This is a genomic window from Bacillus cereus group sp. RP32 (genome assembly GCF_040459735.1).
Classification (GTDB): domain Bacteria; phylum Bacillota; class Bacilli; order Bacillales; family Bacillaceae_G; genus Bacillus_A; species Bacillus_A wiedmannii.
Window position 1 is genome coordinate 1506593 of the sequence record NZ_JARVHO010000001.1, and the last position, 26919, is coordinate 1533511.

The window sequence follows — 26919 nt, forward strand, 5'->3', positions numbered from 1 at the left end:
GAACGCGGTCGTCTTTTATAGTATTGTTAAAATTTTATGTGAAGTTCCATCGACATCAAAGAAAATCATATGACAATATCCTTGTTAATAATTATTTAGCGTTTTCCGCAACTTCATATCCTCTTACAAACAATAGCGTCATATAAGAAACAATAAATGAGAAAATGCTATACATGCCAACCCAAAAGAAAAATTTTGGAGTAAAGGCGATAACACCTATTATTAAAAAACTAGCAAACGTTACAATCGGCATTACGTAATACGTTTTCGTCTTGCGCGTTCCAATAACAGAAACGATAAAGATAAGTAATGGACAAATTAATAAGACGAAAATCAATTCATTCATAGTTATGTCCCCTTTTCTAATGGAAGTAATCTGTTTCTCGTAAACGTTTTGGAATAAATACTCTCTTAATATAATTTCGCTAACATATACATAACTCCTTTTGAAAGCCAGTAATTCATGATGAATTTTACAATAAAAAAACATAAGCAAGAGAACACTTGCTTATGTTATAGGATAAACATCGCAACGATTGTGGTGACAATTAAGCCAATCACAACCGGTAAAAAATTTCGTCTTGCAAGTTCAAATGGATCCACTTTACAAATGGCAGCGGCAGGAATAAGCGCCCAAGGAATTAAAGTCCCGCCTCCGGTCCAGATTGCAGCAATTTGCCCGAGTGCTGTTAATGTAGCTGTTCCATGCCCAAGTGCTGTTCCGAAAAGATTGGCAATTGAACCAGCAAGTGATATACCGGAAAAACCAGACCCATCTAAGCCTGTTATGACACCAACGATAGTTAATGTTCCCGCCGATACATATTGGTTTAAAGGAACAGTTTGAGATAAGGCGATCCCTAAGTCGTTAATGATTCCATGTGAACCTTTCGGTAAATAGTCTCCGATAATTTTTACAAAACCGCTATCTCCTAAATAAAAGAGTGCAGCAATTGGAATAACTGGGCCGAAAATTTTAAATCCAAATTGGAGCCCTTCTATAAAATAATCGGTCGTTTTATTCAGTCCATTTCCTTTGTAAGCGATGAGGGAAATAATGATAATTATAATAACAGTCGTCCCGCCGATAAGTGCAGTTGCGTCGCTTCCTTGTAGTTTAAATAGCATCATGCAAAGGATATCGATGGCATATACGATCGGAATACAAATAGCGAGCCATTTTTTTGTCCGAGGAGATAATGAAGTGAGCGTTTTAGAAGACTCAGTTGATGGGATAGATTCTTGTATAGATAAGCCTGTATGGAATTCTTTTCGTAAGAAGAAAAATGCGACGGAAGTTGTCACAATACCCATAACGATAACGAGGGGAACACTGGCAGAAACAACGCTGGAAACAGGAAGACCAGCAGCATCCGCTGTTAATTTCGGTGCACCTTGAATAACGAAGTCACCAGATAAGGCGATGCCGTGTCCGAACAAGTTCATAGCAATGGCAACTCCAATTGGCGGAAGGCCGACGCGTACAGCCACGGGTAATAAAATAGCTCCCATTAAAGCGACAGCTGGAGAAGGCCAAAAGAAGAAAGAAATTGTCATCATTAAAAGGCCGATAATCCAGTAGGCGAGGGTAGGGGTACGAATCATCTTTGTAAATGGTGAAATCATCGTATCATTTATGCCAGTATGAACGAGTAGATTGCTCATTGATACGATAATAGAGATGATTAATATAGTTGGTAATAGCTCAGTAATAGCGTAAATGAAACTTTGAAAAATACCGCTAACGGCAAGAGGGATAGAACTTGTAGCAGTTAATGCTAATAAAAAGATAAAAACGATACAAATAATCGTCGTATCTTTCCGGAGAATAAAAAAAGTAATAATAGTGAGTAAACAAAGAATATAGAGAGCATGCAACAGCGTTAATTCAACTTCCATAACATTCACATCCTTTAGGCATTCGTGTAGTTTATTGTATGAAAGCAGTAAAAGTATGTGAGTATAGGAAAAAGAAAAAAAGTGAAATTTCATGTACTGTAATGGTAAGAAGTAAAAATGGATGTTACAATACAATTAATCCTAAAAATGGAATTTGAGGAGGGTTTATGCGCAAAAAAATTGGGTTTTGGGGATTCATCCTTTCTTGTAGTCTATTAATCATTTTGAATCTGTTTACAAGTAATGAATGGATCAGTATTATACCTGTTTTCGGATTTGTATTTATACTTTTATATAACTGGGATGATATGAAACAATATAGTAAGAAAAGTATCGGATGTATGATAGGCATTATTGTTATTTGTTCATTTGTCGCAGGGATTATTTTAATAGAGGGGCAGAAGCAAATGGAGAAAATGTCTATTTTTCAAGAATGGATGTCATCTGCGAAGGGTCTTTATATTGTAATTTCAGTAGTTATTTTTCTGAAAATTGTTATAAGTATAGCAAGTTACATATTAAAGAAGTAGTAGAATGGGGGCGTACGAATGAGAGAGAAAATAGGTTATTATGGTGTGCTCGTTTGTTTACTATTATCAGTTGTTTCAGGGCAATTTCTTAAAAGTGAATGGGTACCAGTTATATTATGTATAGGAGTATTGATTTTTGCACCTATGTATCGCTGGAAAGAATGGAAGGCATATAGCCGAAAAAAGAAAATTGTTTTCAGCATCGAGTTTGTCATTGTAATAAGCACGATTCTATTTTTGTTATTGAAAGGAAATGAGATAATAGATGGAATTGTAATGTTTCAAGGCTGGTTATTTATTGCGAAATCAATATATTTAATATGCATTTTAATGTTGGTAGCGGTAGTCGCTAAAAAAGTAAATGAAAAGCTATTCGCTAATGAATAAAAGAAAATGCCACCTTATTCGGTGGCATTTTTTTCTATGATTTCAACAAGGGATAACAATTAGTTCCCGATTTGATTTTGTAATAACTTCATATCCGTCTTTTGTAATGACAATATCATCTTCAATTCTACAACCGCCCCAGTTTGGTATGTAAATACCAGGTTCAACGGTAACAACCATACCTTCTTCTAAAGTAGCCTTACTTTCTTGGGATAGACGAAGAGGTTCATGTATTTCTAACCCAAGACCATGACCAGTAGAGTGTCCAAAATATTGACCGTATCCATGTTCTGTAATGTAATCTCTCGTTATATCATCGATACTTTTCGCAGTTTCTCCAGGTTTAATTGCTTCCGTCCCACGTTTTAACGCTTCTCGTACAACATTGTATATCTTTTTGAATTCTTCTGATGGTTCTCCGATTGCTACAGTACGAGTTATATCGGAACAATATCCATCGTAAAGTGCACCGAAATCTAATGTAACAACTTCGCCTCGTTCGATTATTTTATTTGATGCAACTCCATGAGGAAGTGAAGAACGAACGCCAGAAGCTACAATGATTTGGAATGAAGAGGATGTAGCTCCTTTTTTTCGCATGAAAAATTCTAACTCATCTCGTACATCATTTTCACTTATTCCTGGTTTTAGAAACGTAAGGATGTGGTGAAATGCTTCGTCAGCAATATTAGCTGCAATTTTCATTGTTTCTATTTCAGGCATGTCTTTAATAATACGAATATTTTCGATGATTTCGCACACTTGAACCATTTCCGCATGTACGTATTTTTGTAAGTTTTTATATTGTTGCAATGTCATGTTGTTCTCTTCAATTCCGAGTTTTTGAATGTTTAATTTTGATACTTGATTTGCAATTTCTTTTTCTAAATTTCCTTTATGCATAATAATTTCAGCATCTTTTATTTGTGATTTTGCTTGATCTACATAGCGAAAATCAGTTATAAAAACAGCTTTATCCGCAGAGATTAAGACGACGCCAGCACTACCTGTAAAGCCTGTTGCATATTGGCGATTTTCTTTTTTTGTAATCAGTAATCCGTCAATTTCATAGTTTTGTAGTTGATTTTGGATTTTATTAATTTTTAAAGTCATGTTAATTCCCCCTATTCACAGTATTGAATAAAGCAAATAGCGTGCCAAAATATATATTTGGAGAAAAGATAGTAGGAACAACATATATTTTAGGGGAGATAAAAAATAGCAGGGGGATGAAAAAATATTGATTGGAGTTGCACTTTATTTACATGCTGTAAAAAAATTTATACAACTGTGAAATGACACTGTCAATTTTTTTGACAATATTGAAGGGGAGAATGATGTTTTGAGTTATTGAATGGATATAGGAACTAAATTGAAAAAATATAAAAAATGCGTTACTTATAAGCAACGCATTTTTTATTTACGCTTTTAATTTCATTACAGTATCAGCATCAGGTGTTACATATACGGTTTGCTGATTGTCGTACGTAACAAAACCAAGTTTTGCACCACTCGGTTTTTTGACATGGCGTATTTTGGTGAAATCTACAGGAACAGAACTAGAATCTTTTGCTTTACTGAAATAGGCAGCGATTTTAGCAGCTTCTAACACAGTTTCTTCGGTAGGTTCAAGAGAACGAATGACAACATGAGACCCAGGGATATCTTTCGTATGTAACCAAATTTCATCACGACGGGCAAACTTCGTTGTTAAATAATCATTTTGCTTGTTGTTTTTACCGACGAAAATTTCTGTTCCGTCACTAGCTAAATATTTGTCTAATACCGGCTTAGTTGGTTTCTTCTTAGCATTTTTTGCTTTACGATTGCGCATATAACCTTCTTCAGCTAATTCCTCGCGAATTTCTTCAATATCTTTTGAAGAAGCAGCTTCCATTTGTTGAAGTAAGCTATCAAAATAAATAATTTCTTCATTTGTTTTTTCGATTTGTTCTTCTACAACAACAACTGAATTTTTCGCTTTTTGGTACTTTTGGAAATAGCGTTGCGCATTGTCAGATGGTGTTTTTAAAGGATCTAATGTAATTTTTACAGTTCCGCCATTTTCTTCGTAATAGTTAACGACTTCAATATCTTTATCACCTTTTTTCAAAGCGTACATATTGGCTGTAAGTAGTTCTCCGAATAGTTGATATTTATCTGCTTTTCCGGCATCTTGTAATGTTTTTTCTAGTTTAATGAGTTTCTTCTCATTTTTATTTTTTTCGTTTTGCATAAAGCGCTCTAAATCATAAGCTTGTTGTTTTACACGGTCGCGCTCTGCTTTTCCGAAAAAGAAACGGTCTAGCAATTCACTAACAGATGAGAATGTCTTGTCTTCTCCTGCTAAGTGCGCAAGAGGGAAAAGATAAAAGAATTCTTTCCCATTTGAAGTAGTCATTGTTGGTGAATATGTATGAGTTAGTAATGGTTTTTGTATGGAGAAAAATGCGTCCGCTAATGCTTTTTCATTTACCATACCTGCTTTTTTCACTACTTCTTTTGCGAATAACGGCGAAATTCCCGTGAAGGTGCCGACAAGCTGTTTATCCATGTTTCCAGATAGAAAGTCTAGCGGTCTAATAAATTCATCATTTGTTTCAATCTGGAGTGGGTTAATTTTATGTTGTGCTGGTGGTGCAATGTACTCCGCTCCAGCATATACAGTTCGATGTCTGTTTACCGCTAAAGAAACGTGTTTTAAGCTATCTAAAATATTGTTTGTTTTTGTGTCTACTAAAATGATGTTACTATGTCGTCCCATTATTTCAATTACTAATGTTTTTAGCGATTCGTCACCAATTTCATTTCTGCTACGAACGGTAATTTGAATAATGCGCTCTAAATCAATTTGTTCAATTTTTTCAATGAACCCACCTTCTAAATGCTTACGAAGAAGCATACAAAACATTGGCGGAAGTGCAGGTGAATCGTAATTTTGATTTGTTAAGTGTAAACGTGCATATGTCGGATGAGCGGAAAGAATTAGTTTTTGATTTTTTCCGTTTGCTCGAATATGTAATAAAATCTCGTATTTTGAAGGTTGATATATTTTGGAAATTCTTCCTGTGTAAAGAGAATTTGCAATTTCATGTGTAATTGCTCTTGTAAATAATCCATCGAATGCCATAAATGAACACTCCTTTCTAACTAAAAGTTAATTATAGCATTTTTTTGGACGAGGCTGAATAAGCTTTCAATAGAGTATGTCTGGAATCAGGAGGTCGATAGCGGGATGAACTGGTATGGAATGCGCGCACACGAAGTGGAAGAAAGAACGAATACGAATGTGAAGGTTGGGCTTACAGAGAAGGAAGCAGAAGGGCGAATAAAAAAATTTGGTACAAATGAATTAGATGAAGCCAAAAGGCCTTCTGCACTGATGGTATTTTTGGCGCAGTTTAAAGATTTTATGGTACTTGTTTTATTTGGTGCAACAATAGTTTCAGCTTTTTTAGGTGAATACATTGATTCTATTGCGATTGTTGCGATTGTTATTATCAATGGTATTCTTGGCTTTTTTCAAGAAAGAAAGGCTGAAAAGTCACTGGAAGCTTTAAAAGAGCTAGCCGCCCCGCAAGTTACTGTAATGCGGAATGGAAATTGGGTAAAAGCACCGTCTAAAGCACTTGTTTTAGGTGATATCATTAAATTTTCTAGTGGTGATCGTATTGGGGCGGATGTACGTCTTGTTGAGGCATCAAGTTTATATATCGAAGAATCAGCTTTGACAGGAGAGTCAGTACCGGTGCAGAAGAAGGTAGAAGCTCTGCAGGGGCAAGATGTTTCAATTGGTGATCAAAAAAATATGGCTTTTATGGGTACGATGATTACACGAGGAGCTGGAACAGGGGTCGTTGTAGCAACTGGTATGAATACAGCGATGGGCCAAATTGCAAATATGTTACAAAATGCAGAGCAAATGGAAACACCACTGCAAAGAAGATTAGAGCAACTCGGGAAAATATTAATTATTGTGGCTCTTATTTTGACAGCGCTTGTCGTATTAGCCGGTGTGTATCAAGGGAATGAAGTGTATCATATGTTTTTAGCAGGCGTGTCGCTAGCTGTTGCTGCTATTCCTGAAGGATTACCAGCAATTGTTACAGTAGCTTTATCGCTTGGTGTACAGCGTATGATTAAAAAGAGAGCAATTGTAAGGAAGTTACCAGCGGTAGAAACGTTAGGATGCGCTTCTGTTATATGCTCTGATAAAACAGGAACAATGACGCAAAACAAAATGATGGTAACACATATGTGGTCAGGTGGGGAATTATGGAAAGTTACGGGTCAAGGATATGAACCTAATGGCTCTTTTTTGAAAGGTGAAAAAGAATGCGATCCAGCTAAAACAAAAGCACTGTATCAACTACTAACATTTGGTTCACTTTGTAATAACGCAAATATTATTCAAAAGAAAAAGGCGTATGTATTAGATGGAGATCCAACTGAGGGAGCACTTGTAGCTGCAGCAATGAAAGCGGGGATAACGCGTGAGGCACTGAAAAGGAAATTTGAAATTATTCGTGAATTTCCATTCGATTCAACTCGAAAAATGATGAGTGTTATTGTGCGAGATAGAGAGGGGAAAAAGTTTCTTGTTACGAAGGGAGCACCAGATGTCCTCCTGCAAATGAGTCAAACGATTTTATGGGGGGATAAGCAACAGCCGTTAAGTGAGTTGTATAGAAAAGAAGTACAGGCGGCTATTCATAGTTTAGGTAGTCAAGCGCTCCGAACAATTGCAGTTGCATTTAAGCCATTAAAAGTAACAGATTCTGTTGAACATGAAAGAGACGTTGAAAAAGATTTTATGTTGGTCGGGATACAGGGAATGATTGATCCGCCAAGACCAGAGGTAGAACAGGCTGTAAAAGAGTGCAGAGAAGCTGGTATTCGAACAGTGATGATTACAGGAGATCATAAAGTGACAGCAATGGCAATTGCGGAACAATTAGGGGTTTTACCACCTGGTGGACGTGTTGTTGAAGGAGTAGAACTCGCGAATATGGATGTAGAGGAACTAGAAAGTGTTGTAGAAGATACGTATGTATTTGCTCGAGTATCACCTGAACATAAATTGAAGATTGTTAAGGCGTTGCAAAATAAAGGGCATATAGTAGCGATGACAGGTGATGGAGTAAACGATGCTCCAGCTATAAAAACAGCGGATATTGGGATAGCGATGGGAATTACAGGGACAGACGTTGCGAAAGAAGCTTCTTCTCTTGTTTTGCTAGATGATAATTTTGCTACGATTAAATCAGCAATTAAAGAAGGTAGAAATATATACGAGAATATACGTAAGTTTATTCGTTATTTATTAGCATCGAACGTAGGAGAAATTTTAGTCATGTTATTTGCAATGTTACTTGCATTACCGCTGCCGATGGTTCCCATTCAAATTTTATGGGTGAACTTAGTGACTGACGGATTACCGGCGATGGCATTAGGATTGGATAAGGCGGAAGGAGACGTTATGAAGAGAACGCCGCGTCATCCGAAAGAAGGGGTATTTGCTAGAGGGCTTGCCTGGAAAATTATAAGCCGTGGCTTTCTAATTGGAGCAGTGACGTTAGTGGCGTTTATTATTGCATATAATCAACATCCAAATGAACTGAAATATGCACAAACTGTGGCATTTGCGACATTGGTACTTGCACAACTTATTCATGTATTTGATTGCCGGAGTGAACATTCTATCTTCCACCGTAATCCGTTTGGGAACGTGTATTTAGTAGGAGCGGTTATTATTTCTTTACTGTTAATGTTAGTGGTTATATATTACCCACCGCTACAACCGATCTTTAGTACAATGCCAATACAAGCGAGAGATTGGTTGTTAATTGGAGGTTTGTCATCAATTCCGACCTTCTTGTTAGTAGGTTCTTTATTAACAGGGAAAAAGGGGAAGAAGGAAAAGCCAGTATTATATAAGAAGGGATTAAACTTGAAATAGTCAATGATATGAAAATGTGATATAATTTACAGAAGGTAGTAGAGCCTTGTCTCTATTACCTTTTTCATTGAGTTATTTCATGGCTTGGATGTGATAAAAATGATTTGTAGTATGACAGGATTTGGAAGATCGAAAGTAGAAAATGATACTTTTCAAATTACAGTAGAAATGAAATCGGTGAACCACCGTTTCCTAGAGATGAGTATTCGACTTCCGAAGCAAATGATGATATTTGAAGAAAAAATTCGTAAAATAATTGCAGAACAAGTTCGGCGTGGACGCATTGAAGTGTCTATTAGTATAACGGGTGAAGGGCTTGTTGAAAGAAAATTAAGTGTGAATTGGTCGCTTCTTGAGCAGTACCAATCGATTATGGAAGATATAAAAGGAAAATTTCAATTACAAGATTCTATTACACTTCAGCAATTAATGGAAATGCCAGAAGTAACAGCGATTGAAGAAGTAGAAAATGTAAATGAACAATTTGAGAACGGTTTATATGAGGCTGTTCGCCAAGCTGCTCATATGTTAAAAACGATGAGAGATGGCGAAGGAGAACGATTACATAAAGATATAGCGTATCGTTTACAAGAGATTCACAATTGTGTAAATGCAATTATTCCGCATGTACCGATTGTTACACAAAAATATCGTGAACGATTAGAAAATCGCTTAAAAGAATTACATAATCAAGATCTAGATGAACAAAGATTGTTAACAGAAGTCGCAATCTTTGCAGAGCGTTGTGATATTCACGAAGAGTTAGTTCGTTTGCAAAGTCATTTAGAGCAATTTCGTGAAACACTGCAGATTGAAGAGCCTGTTGGAAGGAAAATGGATTTCATCGTGCAAGAGATGCATAGAGAAATTAATACGATTGGTTCTAAGGCAAATGACTTAACAATTTCAAAATATGTTGTAGAAATGAAAAATAACCTTGAAAAAATTCGTGAACAAGTACAAAATATTGAGTAGCTTTCAAAAAATATATAAAGTTATACGTGGTGGAGAAATCGGATAGACTTACTAGGAGGCGCAAACTATGGCCATGCGGTTTTTAAATATTGGATACGGAAATATTGTATCTGCTCATCGAATTATTGCTATTGTAAGTCCGGAGTCAGCTCCTATTAAACGAACAGTACAGGAAGCACGCGAACATAATGCTTTGCTTGATGCTACGTATGGGAGAAAAACAAGGGCGGTTATTGTTATGGATGATGGGCATGTGGTATTAAGTCCAATTCAGCCAGAGACGATTGCACATCGTTTGAATAATAAAGAAGATTTAAGTGAGGAAGGGTAGGTTTTACATATTTATGAGAAGTAGAAGAGGATTGCTCATCGTTCTTTCAGGACCTTCTGGGGTTGGTAAAGGAACGGTTCGAAAAGAGCTGTTTAGTCATGAGGATACACGTTTTCAGTACTCCATTTCAGTAACGACACGTAAGCCACGTGAAGGTGAAGTAGATGGTGTGGATTATTTCTTTAAAGAGAGAGAAGAATTTGAGGAAATGATTCGTAATGAAAAATTACTTGAGTGGGCTGAGTTTGTAGGTAATTATTACGGAACACCGATTGACTATGTTGAAAAAACATTACAAGAAGGAAAAGATGTATTCTTAGAAATTGAAGTGCAAGGAGCAATTCAAGTTAAGAAAGCTTTCCCAGAAGGTGTATTTATTTTCTTAGCACCTCCAAGTTTATCTGAACTAAAGAACCGTATTGTCGGCCGTGGTACAGAAACTGAAGATGTTATTGAAAATCGTTTAACGGTAGCGAAAGAAGAAATCGAAATGATGGACGCTTACGACTATGTTGTAGAAAACGATCAAGTTGAATTAGCTTGTGAAAGAATTAAAGCAATTGTGGTTGGTGAACATTGCCGCCGCGAAAGAGTAGCAAAATATTATAAAGAAATGACGGAGGGTCTATAATTATGTTAAATCCATCAATTGATTCATTATTAACAAAAATCGATTCTAAATATACACTTGTAACAGTAGCTGCAAAACGTGCGCGTGAAATGCAACTTGCTGATAACTGTGTTATCGAGCAACCTGTTTCTCATAAATGTGTAGGTAAATCATTAGAAGAAATCGATGCAGAAGTATTAAAATATGTACCAAGCGAAGGCAAAATCATCGATTAAGACATTCTTTTCGACAAATTAAAACATAGACTTTATAATTTTCTATGTAACGGTAACAACCTATTTACAAGTAGGTTGTTATTTTTTTACGATAGGGAAGAAATATTGGTACTGATGAGCTGGGAATTCTGTTTCAGTATTATAAGTTTGAAAAAGAAAGAGGACGAGCCATATGCTAAAAGGGAAAAAGATACTTCTATGTGTAACAGGAGGCATTGCGGTCTTTAAAGCGGCTGCGTTAACTAGTAAATTGACACAAGCTGGTGCTATTGTAAAAGTAATGATGAGTGAGTCGGCAATGAAGTTTGTTACGCCTCTTACATTTCAAGCACTTTCTCGCCATGACGTATATACAGATACATTCGATGAGAAAGACTCGGCTGTTATTGCACATATCGATTTAGCAGATTGGGCAGATGTAGTACTTGTTGCACCTGCTACTGCCAATTGTATTGGGAAGTTAGCTGGTGGTATTGCAGACGATATGATTACAACTACTTTGTTAGCTACTACAGCCCCAGTGTGGATTGCACCTGCTATGAATGTGCATATGTATGAAAACAAAATTGTACAAAAAAATATGATGACGTTGAAAACGTTAGGATATACATTTATTGAGCCTGGAGAAGGTTTTTTAGCGTGTGGTTATGTTGCGAAGGGAAGACTAGAAGAACCGGAAGCAATTATTGCACGGTTAGAAGAGGCTTTTTCCGAACAAAAACCGTTGCAAGGAAAAAAAATATTAATAACTGCTGGCCCAACTCGTGAAAAGATTGATCCAGTGCGTTTTATGACCAATTTTTCTTCTGGGAAAATGGGATATGCAATTGCGGAAGTGGCAGCGAAATTAGGTGCTGATGTCATACTTGTTTCGGGACCGACAGCATTAAACCCACCATTACATGTAAATACGGTACAAGTGGAATCTGCACAAGATATGTTAGAAGTAGTTCTGCAACAGTATCAAAACGTAGATGTTGTCATTAAAACAGCAGCAGTTGCAGATTATCGCCCGAAATATGTTCATGATAATAAAATGAAAAAGAAAAATGGAGATGCTGTAATCGAACTCGAGAGAACAGTAGATATTTTAAAAACGTTAGGTGAGATGAAGGATCAACAGTTACTTATCGGTTTTGCGGCTGAAACGACAAAGGTAGAAGAGTACGCAACAAAAAAATTACGTGAGAAAAATGCGAATATGATTGTTGCGAACGATGTAAAGGCACAAGGAGCTGGATTTGGTACAGATACAAACATTGTAACAATGTATAGAAAAGATGGAGAAGTTATCGAGTTACCACTTTTAACGAAGAAAGAGGTTGCTCGTGAAATATTAAAGCAAATTGAAATGATGTTAGAAGATGATCGTCTATGAAATTTGCAAGTGTAATTGTTGATGTACCTGCACGTCAGACAGATCGACCATTTGATTATATTATCCCTAAAAAGTGGGAAGATATTGTCCAGACAGGCATGCGTGTAGTAGTTCCATTTGGCCCAAGGAAATTGCAAGGCTTTATTATTGGGATTAAAGATTCGGCTGAAGTAGAAAGTAAGAAGCTAAAGACAATCCATGAAATATTAGATGTAACACCAGTTTTAAACGAGGAATTATTAAAGCTTGGATATTGGCTTACAAGCGAAACGTTATGTTATATGATTTCAGCCTTTCAAGTCATGCTTCCAACGGCGATAAAAGCTACGTATAAAAAGCGTCTACAACTTCGTAAACAAGAAGAAGTAGCACCTGAACTACTGTTTTTATTTCAGGACAAAGAAGCGATAGATTGGGAAGCTATTGAGACGCAGCCGCATCTATACCGCACGATTCAACAAGAAATTAAAAATGGCACGATTGAAGTTGTTTATCAGGTAAAAGATAAAGTGCAAAAGAAGAAACAAAGAGTCGTTCAACCGGAGTTGTCAGAAGATAAATTGGAATTAGCAGCATTTGAACTGAAAAGTAAAAAACAACAAGATGTACTTTATTATTTTGTGGAAAATTATAAAAGTGTGCCGTTGAAAGTGATAACAGAAGAGTTGCAAATAACAGACGCTCCGATTAAAGCACTTGTTAAAAAGGGGCTAATTTCAGAAAAGTATGTGGAAGTGTACCGAAATCCGTATGACGATGATGATTTTGAACAAACGAAACCATTCCCACTTACGGAGGAACAAAAGCAAGTTATTGCACCGATTTTATCATCAATTACAAATGAAACTTACAATCCATTTTTACTATATGGTGTTACAGGAAGCGGAAAAACAGAAGTATATTTACAATCTATAGCAGCGGTGCTCGCGAAAGGGAAGGAAGCTATTGTACTTGTTCCTGAAATTGCACTCACGCCTCAAATGGTAGATCGTTTTAAAGGCAGATTTGGCTCGCAAGTTGCGGTTCTTCATAGTGCGCTGTCTGTTGGAGAAAAATATGATGAATGGCGTAAGATTTTAAGAAAAGAAGTGAAAGTTGTAGTTGGTGCACGTTCAGCTGTATTTGCTCCTTTTGAAAATTTAGGGATTATTATTATTGATGAGGAGCATGAATCGAGCTATAAGCAAGAAGATAATCCGAGGTATCATGCAAGGGATGTAGCTGTCTGGAGGGGGCAATATCATAAATGTCCTATCGTTCTTGGTAGTGCAACACCGACACTTGAATCGTTTGCAAGAGCGAAAAAAGGTGTGTATGAATTACTAACGATGGAAAAACGTATGAATAAACAAGCGTTACCAACAGTAGAGATTGTTGATATGCGTGAGGAACTTCGTGACGGGAATCGTTCCATGTTTTCGAAGGCATTGCATGAAAAAATAGCAGATCGATTAGAAAAGAAAGAACAGATGGTACTCTTTTTAAATAGAAGAGGTCATTCTACATTTGTTATGTGCCGTGATTGTGGGTATGTTGTACAATGTCCGCATTGTGATATCTCGCTGACATATCATAAAATGAACCATCGTTTAAAATGTCATTACTGCAGTCACGAAGAGAATATGCCGACTGCGTGTCCTGCTTGTCAAAGTACATATATTCGTTTCTTTGGTACAGGTACACAAAAGGTAGAAGAAGAAATTACAAAACTATTTCCAGAGGCACGAGTCATTCGAATGGATGTAGATACGACAAGTCGCAAAGGAATGCATGAAAAATTATTAAAGGCGTTCGGGGAAGAAAAAGCAGATATACTACTTGGAACACAAATGATTGCGAAAGGATTAGATTTTCCTAAAGTAACGCTTGTCGGGGTTTTAACTGCAGATACGATGCTTCACTTGCCTGATTTTCGAGCGAGTGAAAAGACGTATCAGTTATTGACGCAAGTAAGTGGACGAGCAGGCAGACATGAATTGCCAGGGGAAGTTATAATTCAAACGTATACGCCAGAACATTACAGTATAGAGTTAGCAAAGAACCAACAATATGATGTGTTTTTTGACCAAGAAATGCAAATGAGACGAACAAGACAATATCCACCTTATTACTATGTTGTACTTGTAACAGTATCTCATCCAGAATTATTAAAGGCAGTGCAAGTGACGGAAAAAATTGTCGGTCATTTACGGGCGCACTGCACAGAGCAAACGATGGTGTTAGGACCGGTTGCTTCAGCAATTCCAAGGATAAAAGATAGATATCGTTATCAATGCATGATAAAATACAAACGGGAACCAAACTTAAAGAACGTGCTCAAAATGGTAAATGAACATTATCAAGCAGAAATGCAAAAAGAGCTACAAATCTCAATTGATTTTAATCCAACAATGTTAATGTAGCGGAGGGAAATATGGCAGTTTTAGAAATAGTAAAGCATCCAAATGAAGTGTTAGAAACACCATGTGAAAGAGTAATTAACTTTGATAAAAAGTTAGTGAAATTGTTGAAAGAGATGCATGAAACAATGTTAATTGCGGACGGAGTCGGTTTAGCTGCGCCTCAAGTAGGTGTGAGCTTGCAAGTTGCGGTAGTTGATATCGGTGATGATACGGGGAAAATCGAGTTAATCAATCCATCGATACTAGAAAAACGTGGTGAACAAGTAGGTCCCGAAGGCTGTCTAAGCTTCCCGGGACTTTATGGTGAAGTGGAACGTGCGGATTATATTAAAGTACGTGCTCAAAATCGCCGAGGTAAAGTATTTTTACTAGAAGCAGAAGGATTTTTAGCACGTGCAATTCAACATGAAATCGATCATTTACACGGTGTGTTATTTACATCGAAAGTGACAAGATATTATGAGGAAAACGAATTAGAATAGGTATTAAAAGGAGCGGTTTTTGAATGATAAAAGTAGTATTTATGGGAACACCGGACTTTTCAGTGCCGGTGCTTCGTCGTCTTATCGAAGATGGCTATGATGTAATAGGTGTTGTGACGCAGCCTGATCGTCCGGTAGGTAGAAAAAAAGTATTAACACCTACGCCTGTTAAAGTTGAAGCAGAAAAACATGGTATTCCGGTGTTACAACCGTTAAGAATTCGTGAAAAAGACGAATATGAACAAGTCTTGGCATTAGAGCCTGATTTAATTGTAACAGCTGCTTTCGGTCAGATTGTACCAAATGCAATTTTAGAAGCACCGAAGTATGGATGTATTAACGTCCACGCGTCTTTACTACCTGAACTTCGTGGTGGTGCACCAATCCATTATGCAATTATGGAAGGTAAAGAAAAAACGGGTATTACAATTATGTATATGGTAGAGAAATTGGATGCTGGTGATATCTTAACGCAAGTAGAAGTTGAGATTGAAGAGCGTGAAACGACAGGCTCTTTATTCGATAAGTTAAGTGAAGCAGGGGCACACCTTCTATCGAAAACAGTACCTTTATTAATTCAAGGTAAGTTAGAACCAATTAAACAAAACGAAGAAGAAGTAACGTTTGCATATAATATAAAACGTGAGCAAGAGAAAATTGATTGGACAAAAACAGGTGAAGAAGTATACAATCACATTCGCGGATTGAATCCATGGCCAGTCGCTTATACGACTTTGGCAGGACAAGTTATTAAAGTATGGTGGGGAGAGAAGGTCTCTATTACAGAGAAAGCTGAACCAGGTATAATAGTAGCTCTTGAAGAAGATGGATTTGTTGTTTCAACAGGGAATGAGACAGGTGTTAAAATCACTGAATTGCAACCTTCTGGTAAAAAACGTATGAGTTGTTCGCAATTTTTACGTGGCACAAAACCTGAAATTGGAACGAAGTTAGGAGAAAATGCATGAGACAAAATGTTCGTGAGTTAGCTCTTGATGGCTTAATTCAAGTAGAAAAAAGTGGTGCATACAGTAACTTACTTTTAAATAATCTAATTGAAAAAAATGCAATTGATAGAAAAGATATTGGTTTGTTAACTGAAATTGTATATGGAACGATTCAACGTCGTGACACATTAGATTATTATTTACAGCCTTTTTTAAAAAAGAAGGTTGAGGCGTGGGTAAGAGTATTACTTCGCTTATCTTTATATCAAATGATTTATTTAGACCGAGTGCCAGAAAGAGCGGCTATTCATGAAGCAGTTGAAATTGCAAAGCGTCGCGGGCATAAAGGGATTGCTGGTATGGTAAACGGGGTATTACGTTCGATTCAGAGAGAAGGGGTACCTTCTGTAGATGAAATCAAGGATCCAATAGAACGTTTGGCAATTGCAACAAGTCATCCAATGTGGCTTGTGCGAGACTGGGCTTCTGAATATGGTTTAGAGACAGCAGAGAAAATGTGTGAAGTGAACATGTTACCCCCGGTACCAACAGCGCGTGTAAATGTTGATAAAATAACAGTAGAAGAAGCAATAGAGTTGTTGGCTGGTGAAGGTATAGAAGCGAAGCGCGGCGATTTATCAGAGGATGCAATTCAAATTGAAAGAGGGAATGTAGCGCATACAGATGCGTTCAAAAAGGGTTTTCTTTCTATTCAAGATGAAAGTTCTATGCTTGTAGCACGCGCTTTAGAACCGAATGAGGGAGATGAAGTTCTTGATAGTTGTGCTGCTCCGGGCGGAAAGACAACGCACATTGCAGAGCGATTAAAAGGAACAGGTCAAGTTATGTCTCTTGATTTACATGCACACAAAGTACGTTTAATTAAACAACAAGCGGAGAGACTTGGTCTAGAAAATGTCGAAACAAAAGCACTAGATGCTAGAAAAGTGCAAGAACACTTTGCGAATGAAACATTTGATAAAATATTAGTAGATGCACCATGTTCTGGATTTGGTGTTATTAGACGTAAACCTGATATTAAGTTAGGTAAAAATAAAGGCGATAGTGAAAGATTATCGACGATTCAACTTGCAATACTAGAAAAAATAGCACCGTTATTAAAACAAGGTGGTCGCCTTGTTTATAGTACGTGCACAATAGAAAAAATAGAAAATGAACAAGTAATAAAGCAATTTTTAAAAGAGCATCCTGAATTTGAATGGGATACTACGATAAAAGATCGCATGCCAGAAAAGTTAAATCCGTATATTGATGAAGGTCAAGTGCGAATTTTACCGCATTATTTTGCAACAGATGGCTTTTATATTGCTTGTTTAAGGAAGAAGGTGTAGCATCGTGGAAACGACTGTGAGAAAACAAAAGAAAAATCTAGAAACGAAGAAACCATCAATTTATTCTTTACAACTTCATGAAATGCAAGATTGGTTAAAGGAACAAGGAGAACCTAAATTCCGTGCAGGACAAATCTTTGATTGGCTATATAAAAAACGTGTAAAAAATTATGACGACATGTCGAACCTTTCTAAAGGATTACGCGATAAATTGTCGAATTCCTTTGATATTACTACTTTAAATACATTAGTAAAACAAACATCTTCTGATGGAACAATTAAATTTTTATTCCAATTATATGATGGTTATTCTATTGAAACAGTGTTAATGCGACACGAATATGGAAATTCTATTTGTGTAACAACACAGGTTGGATGCCGTATTGGTTGTACGTTCTGTGCATCTACACTTGGTGGGTTAAAACGAAACTTAGAGGCTGGAGAGATTGTAGCGCAAGTAGTAGAAGTGCAACGTGCACTTGATGAAACAGAAGAACGTGTAAGTTCGCTTGTTGTTATGGGAATTGGAGAGCCGTTTGATAATTACGACAACTTAATGTCATTCTTACGCATTGTAAACCATGAAAAAGGAATTCATATTGGTGCAAGACATATGACAGTTTCAACAAGTGGAATTGTTCCAAAAATTTATAAGTTCGCTGAAGAAGATATGCAAATTAATTTTGCGATTTCATTGCATTCTGCAAATACAGAGTTACGTTCAAAATTAATGCCGATTAACCGTGCTTATAAGCTACCAGACTTAATGGAAGCTGTTAAATACTATGTAAATAGAACAGGGCGTCGTATTACGTTTGAATATGGCTTATTTGGAGGAGAAAATGACCAAGTTGAGCAAGCTGAAGAACTTGCTGCGCTTTTAAAAGGTGTAAAATGTCATGTAAACTTAATTCCGGTAAACTACGTACCTGAACGTGATTATGTACGTACGCCACGTGAACAAATTTTCTTATTTGAAAAAACGTTAAAAGATCGTGGAGTGAATGTAACAATTCGCCGTGAACAAGGTCATGATATTGATGCAGCCTGCGGTCAGTTACGTGCGAAGGAGCGTAAAGAAGAGACGAGGTGACGAGATGAAAGCCGTGTTTCTATCAGATAAAGGAAAAGTTCGTCAACATAATGAAGATAGTGCGGGAGTTTTTCACAATTTAGATGGAAATATTTTAGCGGTAGTAGCAGATGGAATGGGAGGTCATCGAGCTGGTGATGTAGCTAGCTCGATGACCATTCAATTATTCCATGATTATTGGAAGCAAACGCATAATATGAATGAACCAAAAAAAGTAGAAGAGTGGTTACATACGAGTGTTGGGATTATTAATGAGCGTATATATGAGTACTCTAAGCAACATGTAGAATGTAATGGTATGGGAACAACACTTATAATAGCGATTTGTACGCCAAACTTTGTGACAATAGGTCATATAGGAGATAGTCGTTGTTATATGGTATCAGAGGGAGAAATCTCGCTTGTAACGGAAGATCACTCACTTGTAAATGAACTTGTAAGACATGGTGAAATTTCAAAAGAAGACGCAGAATATCACCCGAAAAAGAATGTTTTGTTAAGGGCATTAGGAACAGAAGAAAAAGTCGGATTAGATGTTAAAACATTGGTGCTTGAGGAAGATGATCAGTTACTTCTTTGCTCGGATGGGTTATCTAACAAAGTTTCTATTGCTGATATGCAACAAATTTTACAGTTAAATGAACAGCTTGAAACTAAGGGACAACGTCTCATTCAATTGGCGAATGATCGTGGCGGGGAAGATAATATCACCCTTGTTCTTATTGATTATGCGGGTTCGACAAACGAAAGTAGGTGAAGTGCAACGTGCTGATTGGAAAACGCTTAAATGACCGTTATAAGCTGCTGAAAATGATTGGTGGTGGTGGAATGGCCAATGTGTATTTAGCTCATGATGATATACTTGGCCGAGATGTAGCGGTAAAAATATTAAGACTCGACTATTCAAATAATGAAGAGTTTATTAAACGTTTCCATCGAGAAGCGCAGTCTGTTACAACGTTGTCGCATCCAAATATTGTGAATATGTATGATGTCGGAGAAGAAGATGGTATATATTATCTTGTAATGGAGTATGTACCAGGACAAACATTGAAGCAATACATAATTGAGCGAGGGATGTTACCTATAGGAGAAGCTCTTGATATTATGGAGCAGTTAACATCCGCCATGGCACATGCCCATCATTTTGAAATTGTGCACCGTGATATTAAACCGCACAATATTTTAATTCGAGCTGATGGAGTAATAAAAGTAACAGATTTTGGAATTGCGACAGCTACAAGTGCAACAACAATTACACATACAAATTCGGTACTCGGTTCGGTGCATTACTTATCACCAGAACAAGCACGCGGCGGGATAGCAAATAAACAATCAGATATTTATTCCCTAGGAATCGTTATGTTTGAGTTGTTAACAGGAAGACAACCGTTTTCTGGCGAATCTGCTGTTGCTATAGCTTTAAAACATTTACAAAGTGAAATTCCGTCTCCAAAGAGATGGAATGAAAATATTCCGCAAAGTGTTGAAAATATTATATTAAAGGCAACTGCGAAAGATCCGTTTCACCGATATCAATCTGCCAATGCGATGAAACGAGATATTGAAACGGCGCTATATCCAGAGAGGATAAATGAGCAGCCATTTTACATACCGGAAGATATGGAAGCGACAAAAGCGATTCCGATTATTCAACAAGAACAATTATTCGAAAATGTAACTGATGAAACAATTGTTTTAAAAGGAAGTAAAGTGGATGAACAGAAAAGAAAAGAAGAAACGGAATTATATAAGAAGAAAAAACGAAGTAATAAATGGATCAAAGTTTTAATTACGACATTTTTACTTTTAGCAATTGGAATAACGTTAGCGCTTACTGTTATTCCGGGATTCTTTATTCCAAAAGATGTAAAAGTCCCTGATGTGGCTGGTATGAAGTATACGACAGCAGTAAATACATTAGTTGAAAAGGGTTTTGAGGTTACGGAACCTAATATTGTATATACAGATGATGTTGAAACCGGTGATGTGATAAAAACAGACCCTGTGGCAGGTAGAGTCGTGAAAGAAAACTCTAAAATTACTATCTATCAATCAGGTGGGAAAAAGAAAAGTAAGATGAGTGATCTCACAGGAAAAGATTTTGAGAGTATAAGGAATGAATTAGAAGAAAAATATAAGCAAGTTACAATAAATTATATTGAAAATGATAGGCCAAAAGGTGAAATCGTAGAGCAAATTCCGACGCCTGATCAAATGGTAGTAGAGGCGGAACAAGAACTGAAAATTTGGGTAAGTAAAGGTCCTTATCAAATTAGACCAGGTGATTTTTCAGGATGGACTGAAAATAGCGTAAATGGTTATTTGAATGAGAGAAAACTAACCCCAGATATAAAACGAGAGTATTCCGATACTGTTGATAAAGGACTTGTAATTTCGCAATCTCCAAAACCAGGAACGCCGTTAAAAGAAGGAGATAAAGTGACGATTATCATCTCAGAGGGGCCTAAGCCGAAAGTAACGAAAACAGTGAAAGTGGATAATATTTCTATTCCGTATGAGTCTTCTATAATTGGTGAGAAAAAACCGCAAACAATAGAAATTTATAAAGAAGATATGCAACAAAAAATGGATAGACCAATTGAAACTAGAACAATTTCAGAGTCGGCAACTATTTCTTTAGAATTTGTAATTCAAGAAGGTACAAAAGGACACTATAAAATTGTACGAGATGGTGTAACGATTATCGACAAAGAAGTACCATACCCAACTCAATAATAATGACTTCCATTTTCTTTCTAGAGGGGATGGAATGTATTACTCTTGCCTGTTATGCTGTCTACATATAGTGGACTGTATAACAGGCAAAAATATATGATTCAAAAAGCTATAAAAGTGATACTGTTATAAATAATATTTTAAATTTGATGGTAGATTAAATATATTAACTTGTATATATGACGGGTTTTGAAATAAGTATTTAAAGAATTTTAAACCATTTAATATTAATGACAGCTTCACCTTATACAAAATAAAGGAGAATTATATGCCAGAAGGAAAAATTGTAAAAGCTCTAAGTGGATTTTATTATGTGCAGCATGAAGAAGGGATTACACAATGCCGTGGGCGTGGTGTGTTCAGAAAAAATAAAATTACGCCACTGGTAGGAGACCAAGTTGTCTTTCAAGCAGATAATCCAACTGAAGGATATGTGCTTGAAGTATTTGATCGGAAAAATGAACTTGTTAGGCCCCCTATTGCTAATGTTGATCAAGCAATTCTCGTTTTCTCTGCAGTAGAACCAGATTTTAATCCGGGACTATTAGATCGATTTTTAGTGCTGATCGAATATCATAACATTAAGCCGATTATTTGCATTAGTAAGATGGATTTAGTGGATGAAAAAATGAGAGAGACTGTTGAATCTTATGCAAATGACTATCGTGAGATGGGATATGATGTATTATTTACTTCTATAAATACATCGGAAAGTATTGATATTTTAAAACCATTCTTAGAAGGTTGTATTTCTGTCGTTGCAGGGCAATCTGGTGTTGGGAAATCTTCTATGCTTAACGTTTTACGTCCAGAGTTAGAACTGAAAACGAATGATATTTCCTCGCATTTAGGACGCGGGAAACATACGACAAGACACGTGGAATTAATTGCGGTTGGAAGCGGACTAGTTGCAGATACACCTGGTTTTAGTTCACTTGATTTCATAGATATAGAAGTAGAAGATCTTACATATTGTTTTCCAGAGTTGAAAGAAGCGAGCCAATACTGTAAATTTAGAGGGTGTACACATCTTTCTGAACCGAAATGTGCTGTGAAGACAGCAGTTGAAGAAGGGAAGATTACAGAATATCGTTATAAAAATTACAAACAATTCGTAGAAGAAATTAGAGAGAGAAAGCCGAGGTATTAGTTATGATTAAAATTGCACCATCGATCTTATCAGCAGATTTTTCAAAATTAGGGGAAGAGATTAAAGATGTAGAAAAAGGCGGAGCGGATTACATTCACGTCGATGTAATGGATGGACATTTCGTACCAAATATTACGATTGGACCATTAATTGTAGAAGCTATCCGTCCAATTACATCTTTACCATTAGATGTACATTTAATGATTGAAAATCCTGATAACTATATCCCGACTTTCGCAAAAGCGGGAGCGGATATTATTACTGTTCATGTAGAGGCGTGCCCTCATTTGCATCGTACAATTCAGCTAATTAAGTCTCATGGCATTAAAGCGGGAGTTGTATTAAATCCGCATACGCCAGTTTCGACGATTGAGCATGTATTAGAAGATATCGATATGGTATTGCTTATGACAGTAAACCCTGGATTTGGTGGACAGAAATTTATCCATTCTGTATTACCGAAAATTAAACAAGTGGCAGAAATGGTTAAAGAGCGCAATCTAGAAGTAGAAATTGAAGTTGATGGTGGTGTAAACACTGAAACAGCACGACTTTGTGTTGAAGCAGGAGCAAATGTACTTGTAGCTGGATCAGCAGTATACAATCAAAAAGACCGTGGTGAAGCAATTCGTGTCATTCGTGGATAATGAATGAACGAGTCTTTATCCTAGTGAAACTGCTAGTGTAGTAAGTTTTCACTATTTATAAAGGATAGAGAAAAAATATGTAAAAAGGCAATCTACCGAATGGCAGATTGCCTTTTTACAATAGAAGGGGAAGGAAACATGATTATTCATATTTTAGCGGGTGGACCTGCGGAATATTGTGCAGATTTTTCTCGATATGAAAATGAGAAAGTAGTGTGGGCGGCAGTTGATAGAGGAGTATATCGTCTATTAAAAGGAGGGATTACTCCAGCTGTTGCATTTGGAGATTACGATTCAGTTACTGAAGAGGAATTAGTATGGATGGACCAGCAAACAAATGACTTACATATTGTTCCTCGTGAAAAAGATCAAACAGATTTAGAAATTGCGATTAACTGGGCGTTAGAACAAAATCCGACATTGATTCGTATTTTTGGTGCCACCGGTGGAAGGCTGGATCACGGTTTAGCAAATATACAGATGCTTTTAAGAGGGTTAGAAGTAGGGATAGAAATGTGTATTGTAGACAATAAAAATGAAATAAGCGTGAAAAAAGTGGGTACACATATAATTGAAGAAAATAAAAATTTCCCTTATGTATCTTTTGTGCCGGTTACTGAAATAGTAGAAGGGATTACATTACTTGGTTTTAAGTATCCTCTAACTAATAAAACAATAGAATGGGGATCAACACTTTGTATTAGTAATGAACTCGTTGAGGAAAAAGGTACTTTTTCATTTACTTCTGGCATATTAATGGTGATAAGAAGCACTGATTAAAGAAACAATTTTGCTCCTTACATCATATAGTGAACAAGTGGAGTAATGGGGATTAGGAGGGAAACCATGAGATTTTATACAATTAAGTTACCTAAATTTCTTGGTGGAATTGTTCGTGCCATGTTAAATACCTTCAAAAAAGATTAAAAAAAGCACCTATTACCGGTGCTTTTTCCATTGTCATAGTAAAAAAAGAGCCTAGCGGCTCTTTTTTTTATTATTAAACACGTTCGATTTTGCCAGATTTTAATGCTCTAGCAGAAACGTAAACACGTTGAACTTTTCCGTCGATGCGTACGCGAACTTTTTGAAGGTTAGCGCCCCATTTACGTTTTGTAGCGTTCATTGCGTGAGAACGAGAGTTACCAGAACGAGCTTTTCTTCCAGTGATAGCACAAACACGAGCCATTTATATTTCCCTCCCTTGATACCTTACCATACGTAATTTTTCAATGTTAGTCTTTTTTGCGATGCTAAAAACACTACTATAATTTAACACAACTAAAAAGAGAATGCAACACCGTAGAAAAAAGAAATCAAGAAAAATTACTTGACACCATATGTCGATGATGAAAAGTTGAAATCAAGAAAAATTGCTTGACATATTATAGTGGTACATGTTGTATAATAACAATGGACTATTTTGCTCATCATAAAAAATGTGATTTAAAACATAAAATATGAGAGTGAAAAGAAAGAACGATGGAATTTTCTTTAAAAAGATTATATGATAGTAACTAAAGTAGTCTAGCTCACTTTCACCATTTATGAAGGGGGAAACGAGATGTCAATTGAAATTAAAACGAAGTATGGTCAAATTGATATTAGTACAGATGTAATTGCAACAATTGCTGGAGGTGCCGCAGTAGATTGCTACGGTATCGTAGGTATGGCATCAAAAAATCAGTTAAAAGATGGTTTAACAGACATTTTACGAAAAGAAAACTTCACTAGAGGTGTTATTGTTCGTAAAGATGAAGATGAAGTACATATTGATATGTATATTATTGTGAGCTATGGTACGAAAATTTCAGAAGTAGCACATAACGTGCAGACGAAAGTGAAATATACATTAGATCAAACTGTAGGACTAGCAGTAGATTCTGTAAACATCTACGTACAAGGAGTTAAAGTAATAAACTTGTAATGTGCATTAAGGAGGAAAATCTGTGTCAATTCAAAAAATTGATGGGAAACGTTTATCACAAATGATCATGCAAGGAGCGAATAATTTAACAAATAATGTTCAGCTTGTTGATGCATTAAACGTATTTCCAGTTCCAGATGGCGATACCGGTACGAACATGAACTTATCAATGACTTCAGGCGCGCGTGAAGTGAAAGCAAATCCTTCACAGCATGCTGGTAAAGTCGGCGTAAGTTTAGCCAAAGGATTATTAATGGGAGCACGTGGTAACTCTGGAGTTATTTTATCTCAGTTGTTCCGTGGTTTCTCTAAATCCATTGAACAAAAAGAAGAATTAACAACAGTTGATTTTGCTGCAGCTTTAGATGCTGGGGTAGAAGCGGCTTACAAAGCGGTTATGAAACCGATTGAAGGAACGATTTTAACGGTTGCAAGAGAAACGGGTAAATATGCAGTGACAGTTGCGAAAAAACAGCGCGACTTTGTTTTGTTTATGGAAGACGTTGTGAAAGAAGCGAATGCATCGTTAAATCGTACGCCGGATTTATTACCTGTATTAAAACAAGTTGGCGTTGTAGATAGCGGTGGTAAAGGTCTTGTTGTTGTATACGAAGGATTTTTAGCTGACTTAAAAGGAGAAACGATTTCTTCTAATGTGTCTGCCCAACCATCTATGAATGACATGGTACGCGCAGAACATCACCGTAGTGTACAAAGCCAATTGAGTACAGAAGATATTAAGTATGGATATTGTACGGAATTCATGGTGAAATTAGAGCCTGAAAAAATGAAAGAACATAATTTCTCTGAACAAAAGTTCCGTGAAGATATTAGTGTGTACGGAGATTCACTACTTGTTGTATCAGATGATGAGGTTGTTAAGGTTCATATTCATGCGGAACATCCTGGAGATCCTATGAATTATGGACAACGCTATGGTAGTTTAATTAAGATTAAAGTAGAAAATATGCGTGAACAGCATACTGCTTTATTAGATGAGCCTACTATGATGCCTGAGCCAACTAGCCAGTCTAAAGAGAAACAACCGTATGGTATCGTAACTGTTGCTATGGGATCTGGTATTAAAACTTTATTTGAGAGCATTGGCGCGACGAAAGTTATTGAAGGTGGCCAAACGATGAATCCAAGTACGGAGGATATTGTGAAGGCGATTGAAGAAGCGAATGCTGAAAAAATCATTATTTTACCGAACAACGGAAATATCGTGATGGCAGCAGAACAGGCAGCGTCAGTTGTGGATCAAGAAGTGATTGTAATTCGTTCAAAAACAGTTCCTCAAGGTATGGCTGCAATGTTAGCATTTAATCCAGTTGGAACGTTAGAAGAGAACGAAGAAAACATGAAAGAAGCTTTATCTCATGTGAAAACCGGTCAAATTACGTATGCTGTACGTGATACGGAAATTGATGGTGTAGCGATTCAAAAAGATGATTTCATGTGTATTGCAGATGGGAAAATCGTATCAACAAATGCTGCAAAAGTAGGAGCTGCAAAGCAATTACTAGAAGCACTTATTGATGAAGATTCTGAGATTGTAACGATTCTACAAGGTGAAGATGCAACTGACGAAGAAGTAGCTGAGTTAGTTGCATTTGTAGAAGAGAATTTTGAAGATGCAGAAGTAGAAGTACATGCTGGAAACCAACCGGTGTATTCGTTCATCTTCTCTGTAGAATAAGAAAAAATTCGTTTTGAAAATAAATGGATTACTTACTTGCTAATGGATAAGAAGTAGTAATATGAAGTTAATTACTAGTTTTTATTCAAAAGGCTAGCATATTGAAGATAAAAAAGAGCCTTGCTGCTAATAGTGAGGCTCTTTTCTTTCGTATTGTTTATGAGGGATTTGAGTAG

At 36.5% G+C, this 26919-nt stretch carries 26 protein-coding genes; 21 read left to right on the forward strand and 5 right to left on the reverse strand.

Annotated features, from left to right (window positions below; all coding sequences use genetic code 11):
* Window positions 1-91: 91 nt before the first annotated feature.
* Together QCI46_RS07960 and QCI46_RS07965 are read right to left on the reverse strand one after the other, a co-directional pair.
* Window positions 92-346, reverse strand: coding sequence for a YbeF family protein (locus QCI46_RS07960; protein ID WP_001003934.1), 255 nt, complete (start codon window positions 344-346; stop codon window positions 92-94).
* Window positions 347-513: 167 nt separating this feature from the next.
* The gene (locus QCI46_RS07965; protein ID WP_353839890.1) at window positions 514-1899 is read right to left on the reverse strand and encodes a hypothetical protein; all 1386 of its coding nucleotides are present in this window, start codon (window positions 1897-1899) and stop codon (window positions 514-516) included.
* Between the two features lie 167 nt (window positions 1900-2066).
* On the opposite strand from QCI46_RS07965, the gene QCI46_RS07970 reads away from it, so the two are divergent.
* Both QCI46_RS07970 and QCI46_RS07975 read left to right on the forward strand, forming a co-directional pair.
* Window positions 2067-2429 (forward strand): YoqO family protein, encoded by a 363-nt coding sequence (locus tag QCI46_RS07970; protein ID WP_353839891.1) that lies wholly within the window; start codon window positions 2067-2069, stop codon window positions 2427-2429.
* 18 nt (window positions 2430-2447) lie between these two features.
* Window positions 2448-2816, forward strand: coding sequence for a YoqO family protein (locus tag QCI46_RS07975; protein WP_353839892.1), 369 nt, complete (start codon window positions 2448-2450; stop codon window positions 2814-2816).
* A gap of 42 nt (window positions 2817-2858) precedes the next feature.
* Here QCI46_RS07975 and QCI46_RS07980 read toward each other — a convergent pair whose 3' ends face one another.
* Window positions 2859-3929, reverse strand: a complete 1071-nt coding sequence (locus QCI46_RS07980; protein ID WP_353839893.1) for a M24 family metallopeptidase — start codon at window positions 3927-3929, stop codon at window positions 2859-2861.
* A gap of 307 nt (window positions 3930-4236) precedes the next feature.
* Window positions 4237-5946 (reverse strand): Rqc2 family fibronectin-binding protein, encoded by a 1710-nt coding sequence (locus QCI46_RS07985; RefSeq protein ID WP_353839894.1) that lies wholly within the window; start codon window positions 5944-5946, stop codon window positions 4237-4239.
* A gap of 105 nt (window positions 5947-6051) precedes the next feature.
* Here QCI46_RS07985 and QCI46_RS07990 point away from each other — a divergent pair, with 105 nt between their 5' ends.
* The 17 genes from QCI46_RS07990 (at window position 6052) to spoVM (ending at window position 24044) form a co-directional block, all read left to right on the forward strand.
* Window positions 6052-8775, forward strand: a complete 2724-nt coding sequence (locus tag QCI46_RS07990) for a calcium-translocating P-type ATPase, SERCA-type (protein WP_353839895.1) — start codon at window positions 6052-6054, stop codon at window positions 8773-8775.
* Window positions 8776-8874: 99 nt separating this feature from the next.
* Window positions 8875-9750 (forward strand): YicC/YloC family endoribonuclease, encoded by an 876-nt coding sequence (locus QCI46_RS07995; protein ID WP_000563111.1) that lies wholly within the window; start codon window positions 8875-8877, stop codon window positions 9748-9750.
* A gap of 67 nt (window positions 9751-9817) precedes the next feature.
* Window positions 9818-10081, forward strand: coding sequence for an extracellular matrix/biofilm regulator RemA (gene remA, locus QCI46_RS08000; protein ID WP_001251456.1), 264 nt, complete (start codon window positions 9818-9820; stop codon window positions 10079-10081).
* 13 nt (window positions 10082-10094) lie between these two features.
* Window positions 10095-10712: a guanylate kinase gene (gene gmk, locus QCI46_RS08005; protein WP_001257740.1), complete on the forward strand. Its 618-nt coding sequence runs from the start codon at window positions 10095-10097 to the stop codon at window positions 10710-10712.
* 2 nt (window positions 10713-10714) lie between these two features.
* Window positions 10715-10927 (forward strand): DNA-directed RNA polymerase subunit omega, encoded by a 213-nt coding sequence (rpoZ, locus tag QCI46_RS08010; RefSeq protein ID WP_000933965.1) that lies wholly within the window; start codon window positions 10715-10717, stop codon window positions 10925-10927.
* A 172-nt stretch (window positions 10928-11099) separates the two neighbouring features.
* A complete protein-coding gene (coaBC, locus tag QCI46_RS08015; protein ID WP_353839896.1) occupies window positions 11100-12305 on the forward strand; it encodes a bifunctional phosphopantothenoylcysteine decarboxylase/phosphopantothenate--cysteine ligase CoaBC in 1206 nt (401 codons plus the stop codon).
* Window positions 12302-14707 (forward strand): primosomal protein N', encoded by a 2406-nt coding sequence (priA, locus tag QCI46_RS08020; RefSeq protein WP_000666707.1) that lies wholly within the window; start codon window positions 12302-12304, stop codon window positions 14705-14707. The genes coaBC and priA overlap by 4 nt, the downstream gene beginning before the upstream one ends.
* An 11-nt stretch (window positions 14708-14718) precedes the next feature.
* Window positions 14719-15189 (forward strand): peptide deformylase, encoded by a 471-nt coding sequence (gene def / locus QCI46_RS08025; protein WP_353839897.1) that lies wholly within the window; start codon window positions 14719-14721, stop codon window positions 15187-15189.
* 23 nt (window positions 15190-15212) lie between these two features.
* Window positions 15213-16157, forward strand: a complete 945-nt coding sequence (gene fmt / locus QCI46_RS08030) for a methionyl-tRNA formyltransferase (protein ID WP_353839898.1) — start codon at window positions 15213-15215, stop codon at window positions 16155-16157.
* Window positions 16154-17488 carry a 16S rRNA (cytosine(967)-C(5))-methyltransferase RsmB gene (gene rsmB / locus QCI46_RS08035; RefSeq protein ID WP_353839899.1) on the forward strand — a complete coding sequence of 445 codons (1335 nt, stop codon included), beginning with the start codon at window positions 16154-16156 and terminating at the stop codon, window positions 17486-17488. Before fmt ends, rsmB begins: the two co-directional genes overlap by 4 nt.
* A gap of 4 nt (window positions 17489-17492) precedes the next feature.
* The gene (gene rlmN / locus QCI46_RS08040) at window positions 17493-18581 is read left to right on the forward strand and encodes a dual-specificity RNA methyltransferase RlmN (protein ID WP_000450539.1); all 1089 of its coding nucleotides are present in this window, start codon (window positions 17493-17495) and stop codon (window positions 18579-18581) included.
* A gap of 4 nt (window positions 18582-18585) precedes the next feature.
* On the forward strand, window positions 18586-19338 hold the full coding sequence (locus tag QCI46_RS08045) for a Stp1/IreP family PP2C-type Ser/Thr phosphatase (protein ID WP_000648694.1): 753 nt from the start codon (window positions 18586-18588) through the stop codon (window positions 19336-19338).
* 8 nt (window positions 19339-19346) lie between these two features.
* On the forward strand, window positions 19347-21320 hold the full coding sequence (gene prkC, locus QCI46_RS08050) for a serine/threonine protein kinase PrkC (RefSeq protein WP_088064291.1): 1974 nt from the start codon (window positions 19347-19349) through the stop codon (window positions 21318-21320).
* Between the two features lie 268 nt (window positions 21321-21588).
* A complete protein-coding gene (rsgA, locus tag QCI46_RS08055) occupies window positions 21589-22470 on the forward strand; it encodes a ribosome small subunit-dependent GTPase A (protein ID WP_001113945.1) in 882 nt (293 codons plus the stop codon).
* Window positions 22471-22472: 2 nt separating this feature from the next.
* The gene (gene rpe, locus QCI46_RS08060; RefSeq protein WP_000589963.1) at window positions 22473-23117 is read left to right on the forward strand and encodes a ribulose-phosphate 3-epimerase; all 645 of its coding nucleotides are present in this window, start codon (window positions 22473-22475) and stop codon (window positions 23115-23117) included.
* A 99-nt stretch (window positions 23118-23216) separates the two neighbouring features.
* A complete protein-coding gene (locus tag QCI46_RS08065) occupies window positions 23217-23897 on the forward strand; it encodes a thiamine diphosphokinase (RefSeq protein WP_353839900.1) in 681 nt (226 codons plus the stop codon).
* Window positions 23898-23963: 66 nt separating this feature from the next.
* Window positions 23964-24044 carry a stage V sporulation protein SpoVM gene (gene spoVM / locus QCI46_RS08070; protein ID WP_001213599.1) on the forward strand — a complete coding sequence of 27 codons (81 nt, stop codon included), beginning with the start codon at window positions 23964-23966 and terminating at the stop codon, window positions 24042-24044.
* 73 nt (window positions 24045-24117) lie between these two features.
* Here the strand turns inward: spoVM and rpmB are convergent, their stop codons facing one another.
* Window positions 24118-24306 carry a 50S ribosomal protein L28 gene (rpmB, locus tag QCI46_RS08075; protein WP_000124776.1) on the reverse strand — a complete coding sequence of 63 codons (189 nt, stop codon included), beginning with the start codon at window positions 24304-24306 and terminating at the stop codon, window positions 24118-24120.
* 375 nt (window positions 24307-24681) lie between these two features.
* Here rpmB and QCI46_RS08080 point away from each other — a divergent pair, with 375 nt between their 5' ends.
* Together QCI46_RS08080 and QCI46_RS08085 are read left to right on the forward strand one after the other, a co-directional pair.
* A complete protein-coding gene (locus QCI46_RS08080) occupies window positions 24682-25044 on the forward strand; it encodes an Asp23/Gls24 family envelope stress response protein (protein WP_000021109.1) in 363 nt (120 codons plus the stop codon).
* A 22-nt stretch (window positions 25045-25066) separates the two neighbouring features.
* Window positions 25067-26743, forward strand: a complete 1677-nt coding sequence (locus QCI46_RS08085) for a DAK2 domain-containing protein (protein WP_000027123.1) — start codon at window positions 25067-25069, stop codon at window positions 26741-26743.
* The last annotated feature ends 176 nt before the right edge of the window (window positions 26744-26919 follow it).

Excerpts from the sequence above, each read along its gene's own strand:
- QCI46_RS08045 (WP_000648694.1), top strand. The coding sequence starts at position 18,586 with ATGAAAGCCGTGTTTCTATCAGATAAAGGAAAAGTTCGTCAACATAAT.
- spoVM (WP_001213599.1), top strand. The coding sequence starts at position 23,964 with ATGAGATTTTATACAATTAAGTTACCTAAATTTCTTGGTGGAATTGTT.
- remA (WP_001251456.1), top strand. The coding sequence starts at position 9,818 with ATGGCCATGCGGTTTTTAAATATTGGATACGGAAATATTGTATCTGCT.
- QCI46_RS07985 (WP_353839894.1), bottom strand. The coding sequence starts at position 5,946 with ATGGCATTCGATGGATTATTTACAAGAGCAATTACACATGAAATTGCA.
- QCI46_RS07965 (WP_353839890.1), bottom strand. The coding sequence starts at position 1,899 with ATGGAAGTTGAATTAACGCTGTTGCATGCTCTCTATATTCTTTGTTTA.
- coaBC (WP_353839896.1), top strand. The coding sequence starts at position 11,100 with ATGCTAAAAGGGAAAAAGATACTTCTATGTGTAACAGGAGGCATTGCG.
- QCI46_RS07960 (WP_001003934.1), bottom strand. The coding sequence starts at position 346 with ATGAATGAATTGATTTTCGTCTTATTAATTTGTCCATTACTTATCTTT.
- rpmB (WP_000124776.1), bottom strand. The coding sequence starts at position 24,306 with ATGGCTCGTGTTTGTGCTATCACTGGAAGAAAAGCTCGTTCTGGTAAC.
- QCI46_RS07970 (WP_353839891.1), top strand. The coding sequence starts at position 2,067 with ATGCGCAAAAAAATTGGGTTTTGGGGATTCATCCTTTCTTGTAGTCTA.
- fmt (WP_353839898.1), top strand. The coding sequence starts at position 15,213 with ATGATAAAAGTAGTATTTATGGGAACACCGGACTTTTCAGTGCCGGTG.
- rpoZ (WP_000933965.1), top strand. The coding sequence starts at position 10,715 with ATGTTAAATCCATCAATTGATTCATTATTAACAAAAATCGATTCTAAA.
- def (WP_353839897.1), top strand. The coding sequence starts at position 14,719 with ATGGCAGTTTTAGAAATAGTAAAGCATCCAAATGAAGTGTTAGAAACA.
- priA (WP_000666707.1), top strand. The coding sequence starts at position 12,302 with ATGAAATTTGCAAGTGTAATTGTTGATGTACCTGCACGTCAGACAGAT.
- QCI46_RS07990 (WP_353839895.1), top strand. The coding sequence starts at position 6,052 with ATGAACTGGTATGGAATGCGCGCACACGAAGTGGAAGAAAGAACGAAT.
- rsmB (WP_353839899.1), top strand. The coding sequence starts at position 16,154 with ATGAGACAAAATGTTCGTGAGTTAGCTCTTGATGGCTTAATTCAAGTA.
- gmk (WP_001257740.1), top strand. The coding sequence starts at position 10,095 with ATGAGAAGTAGAAGAGGATTGCTCATCGTTCTTTCAGGACCTTCTGGG.
- QCI46_RS07980 (WP_353839893.1), bottom strand. The coding sequence starts at position 3,929 with ATGACTTTAAAAATTAATAAAATCCAAAATCAACTACAAAACTATGAA.
- QCI46_RS07995 (WP_000563111.1), top strand. The coding sequence starts at position 8,875 with ATGATTTGTAGTATGACAGGATTTGGAAGATCGAAAGTAGAAAATGAT.
- QCI46_RS07975 (WP_353839892.1), top strand. The coding sequence starts at position 2,448 with ATGAGAGAGAAAATAGGTTATTATGGTGTGCTCGTTTGTTTACTATTA.
- rpe (WP_000589963.1), top strand. The coding sequence starts at position 22,473 with ATGATTAAAATTGCACCATCGATCTTATCAGCAGATTTTTCAAAATTA.
- rsgA (WP_001113945.1), top strand. The coding sequence starts at position 21,589 with ATGCCAGAAGGAAAAATTGTAAAAGCTCTAAGTGGATTTTATTATGTG.
- QCI46_RS08080 (WP_000021109.1), top strand. The coding sequence starts at position 24,682 with ATGTCAATTGAAATTAAAACGAAGTATGGTCAAATTGATATTAGTACA.
- QCI46_RS08065 (WP_353839900.1), top strand. The coding sequence starts at position 23,217 with ATGGCAGATTGCCTTTTTACAATAGAAGGGGAAGGAAACATGATTATT.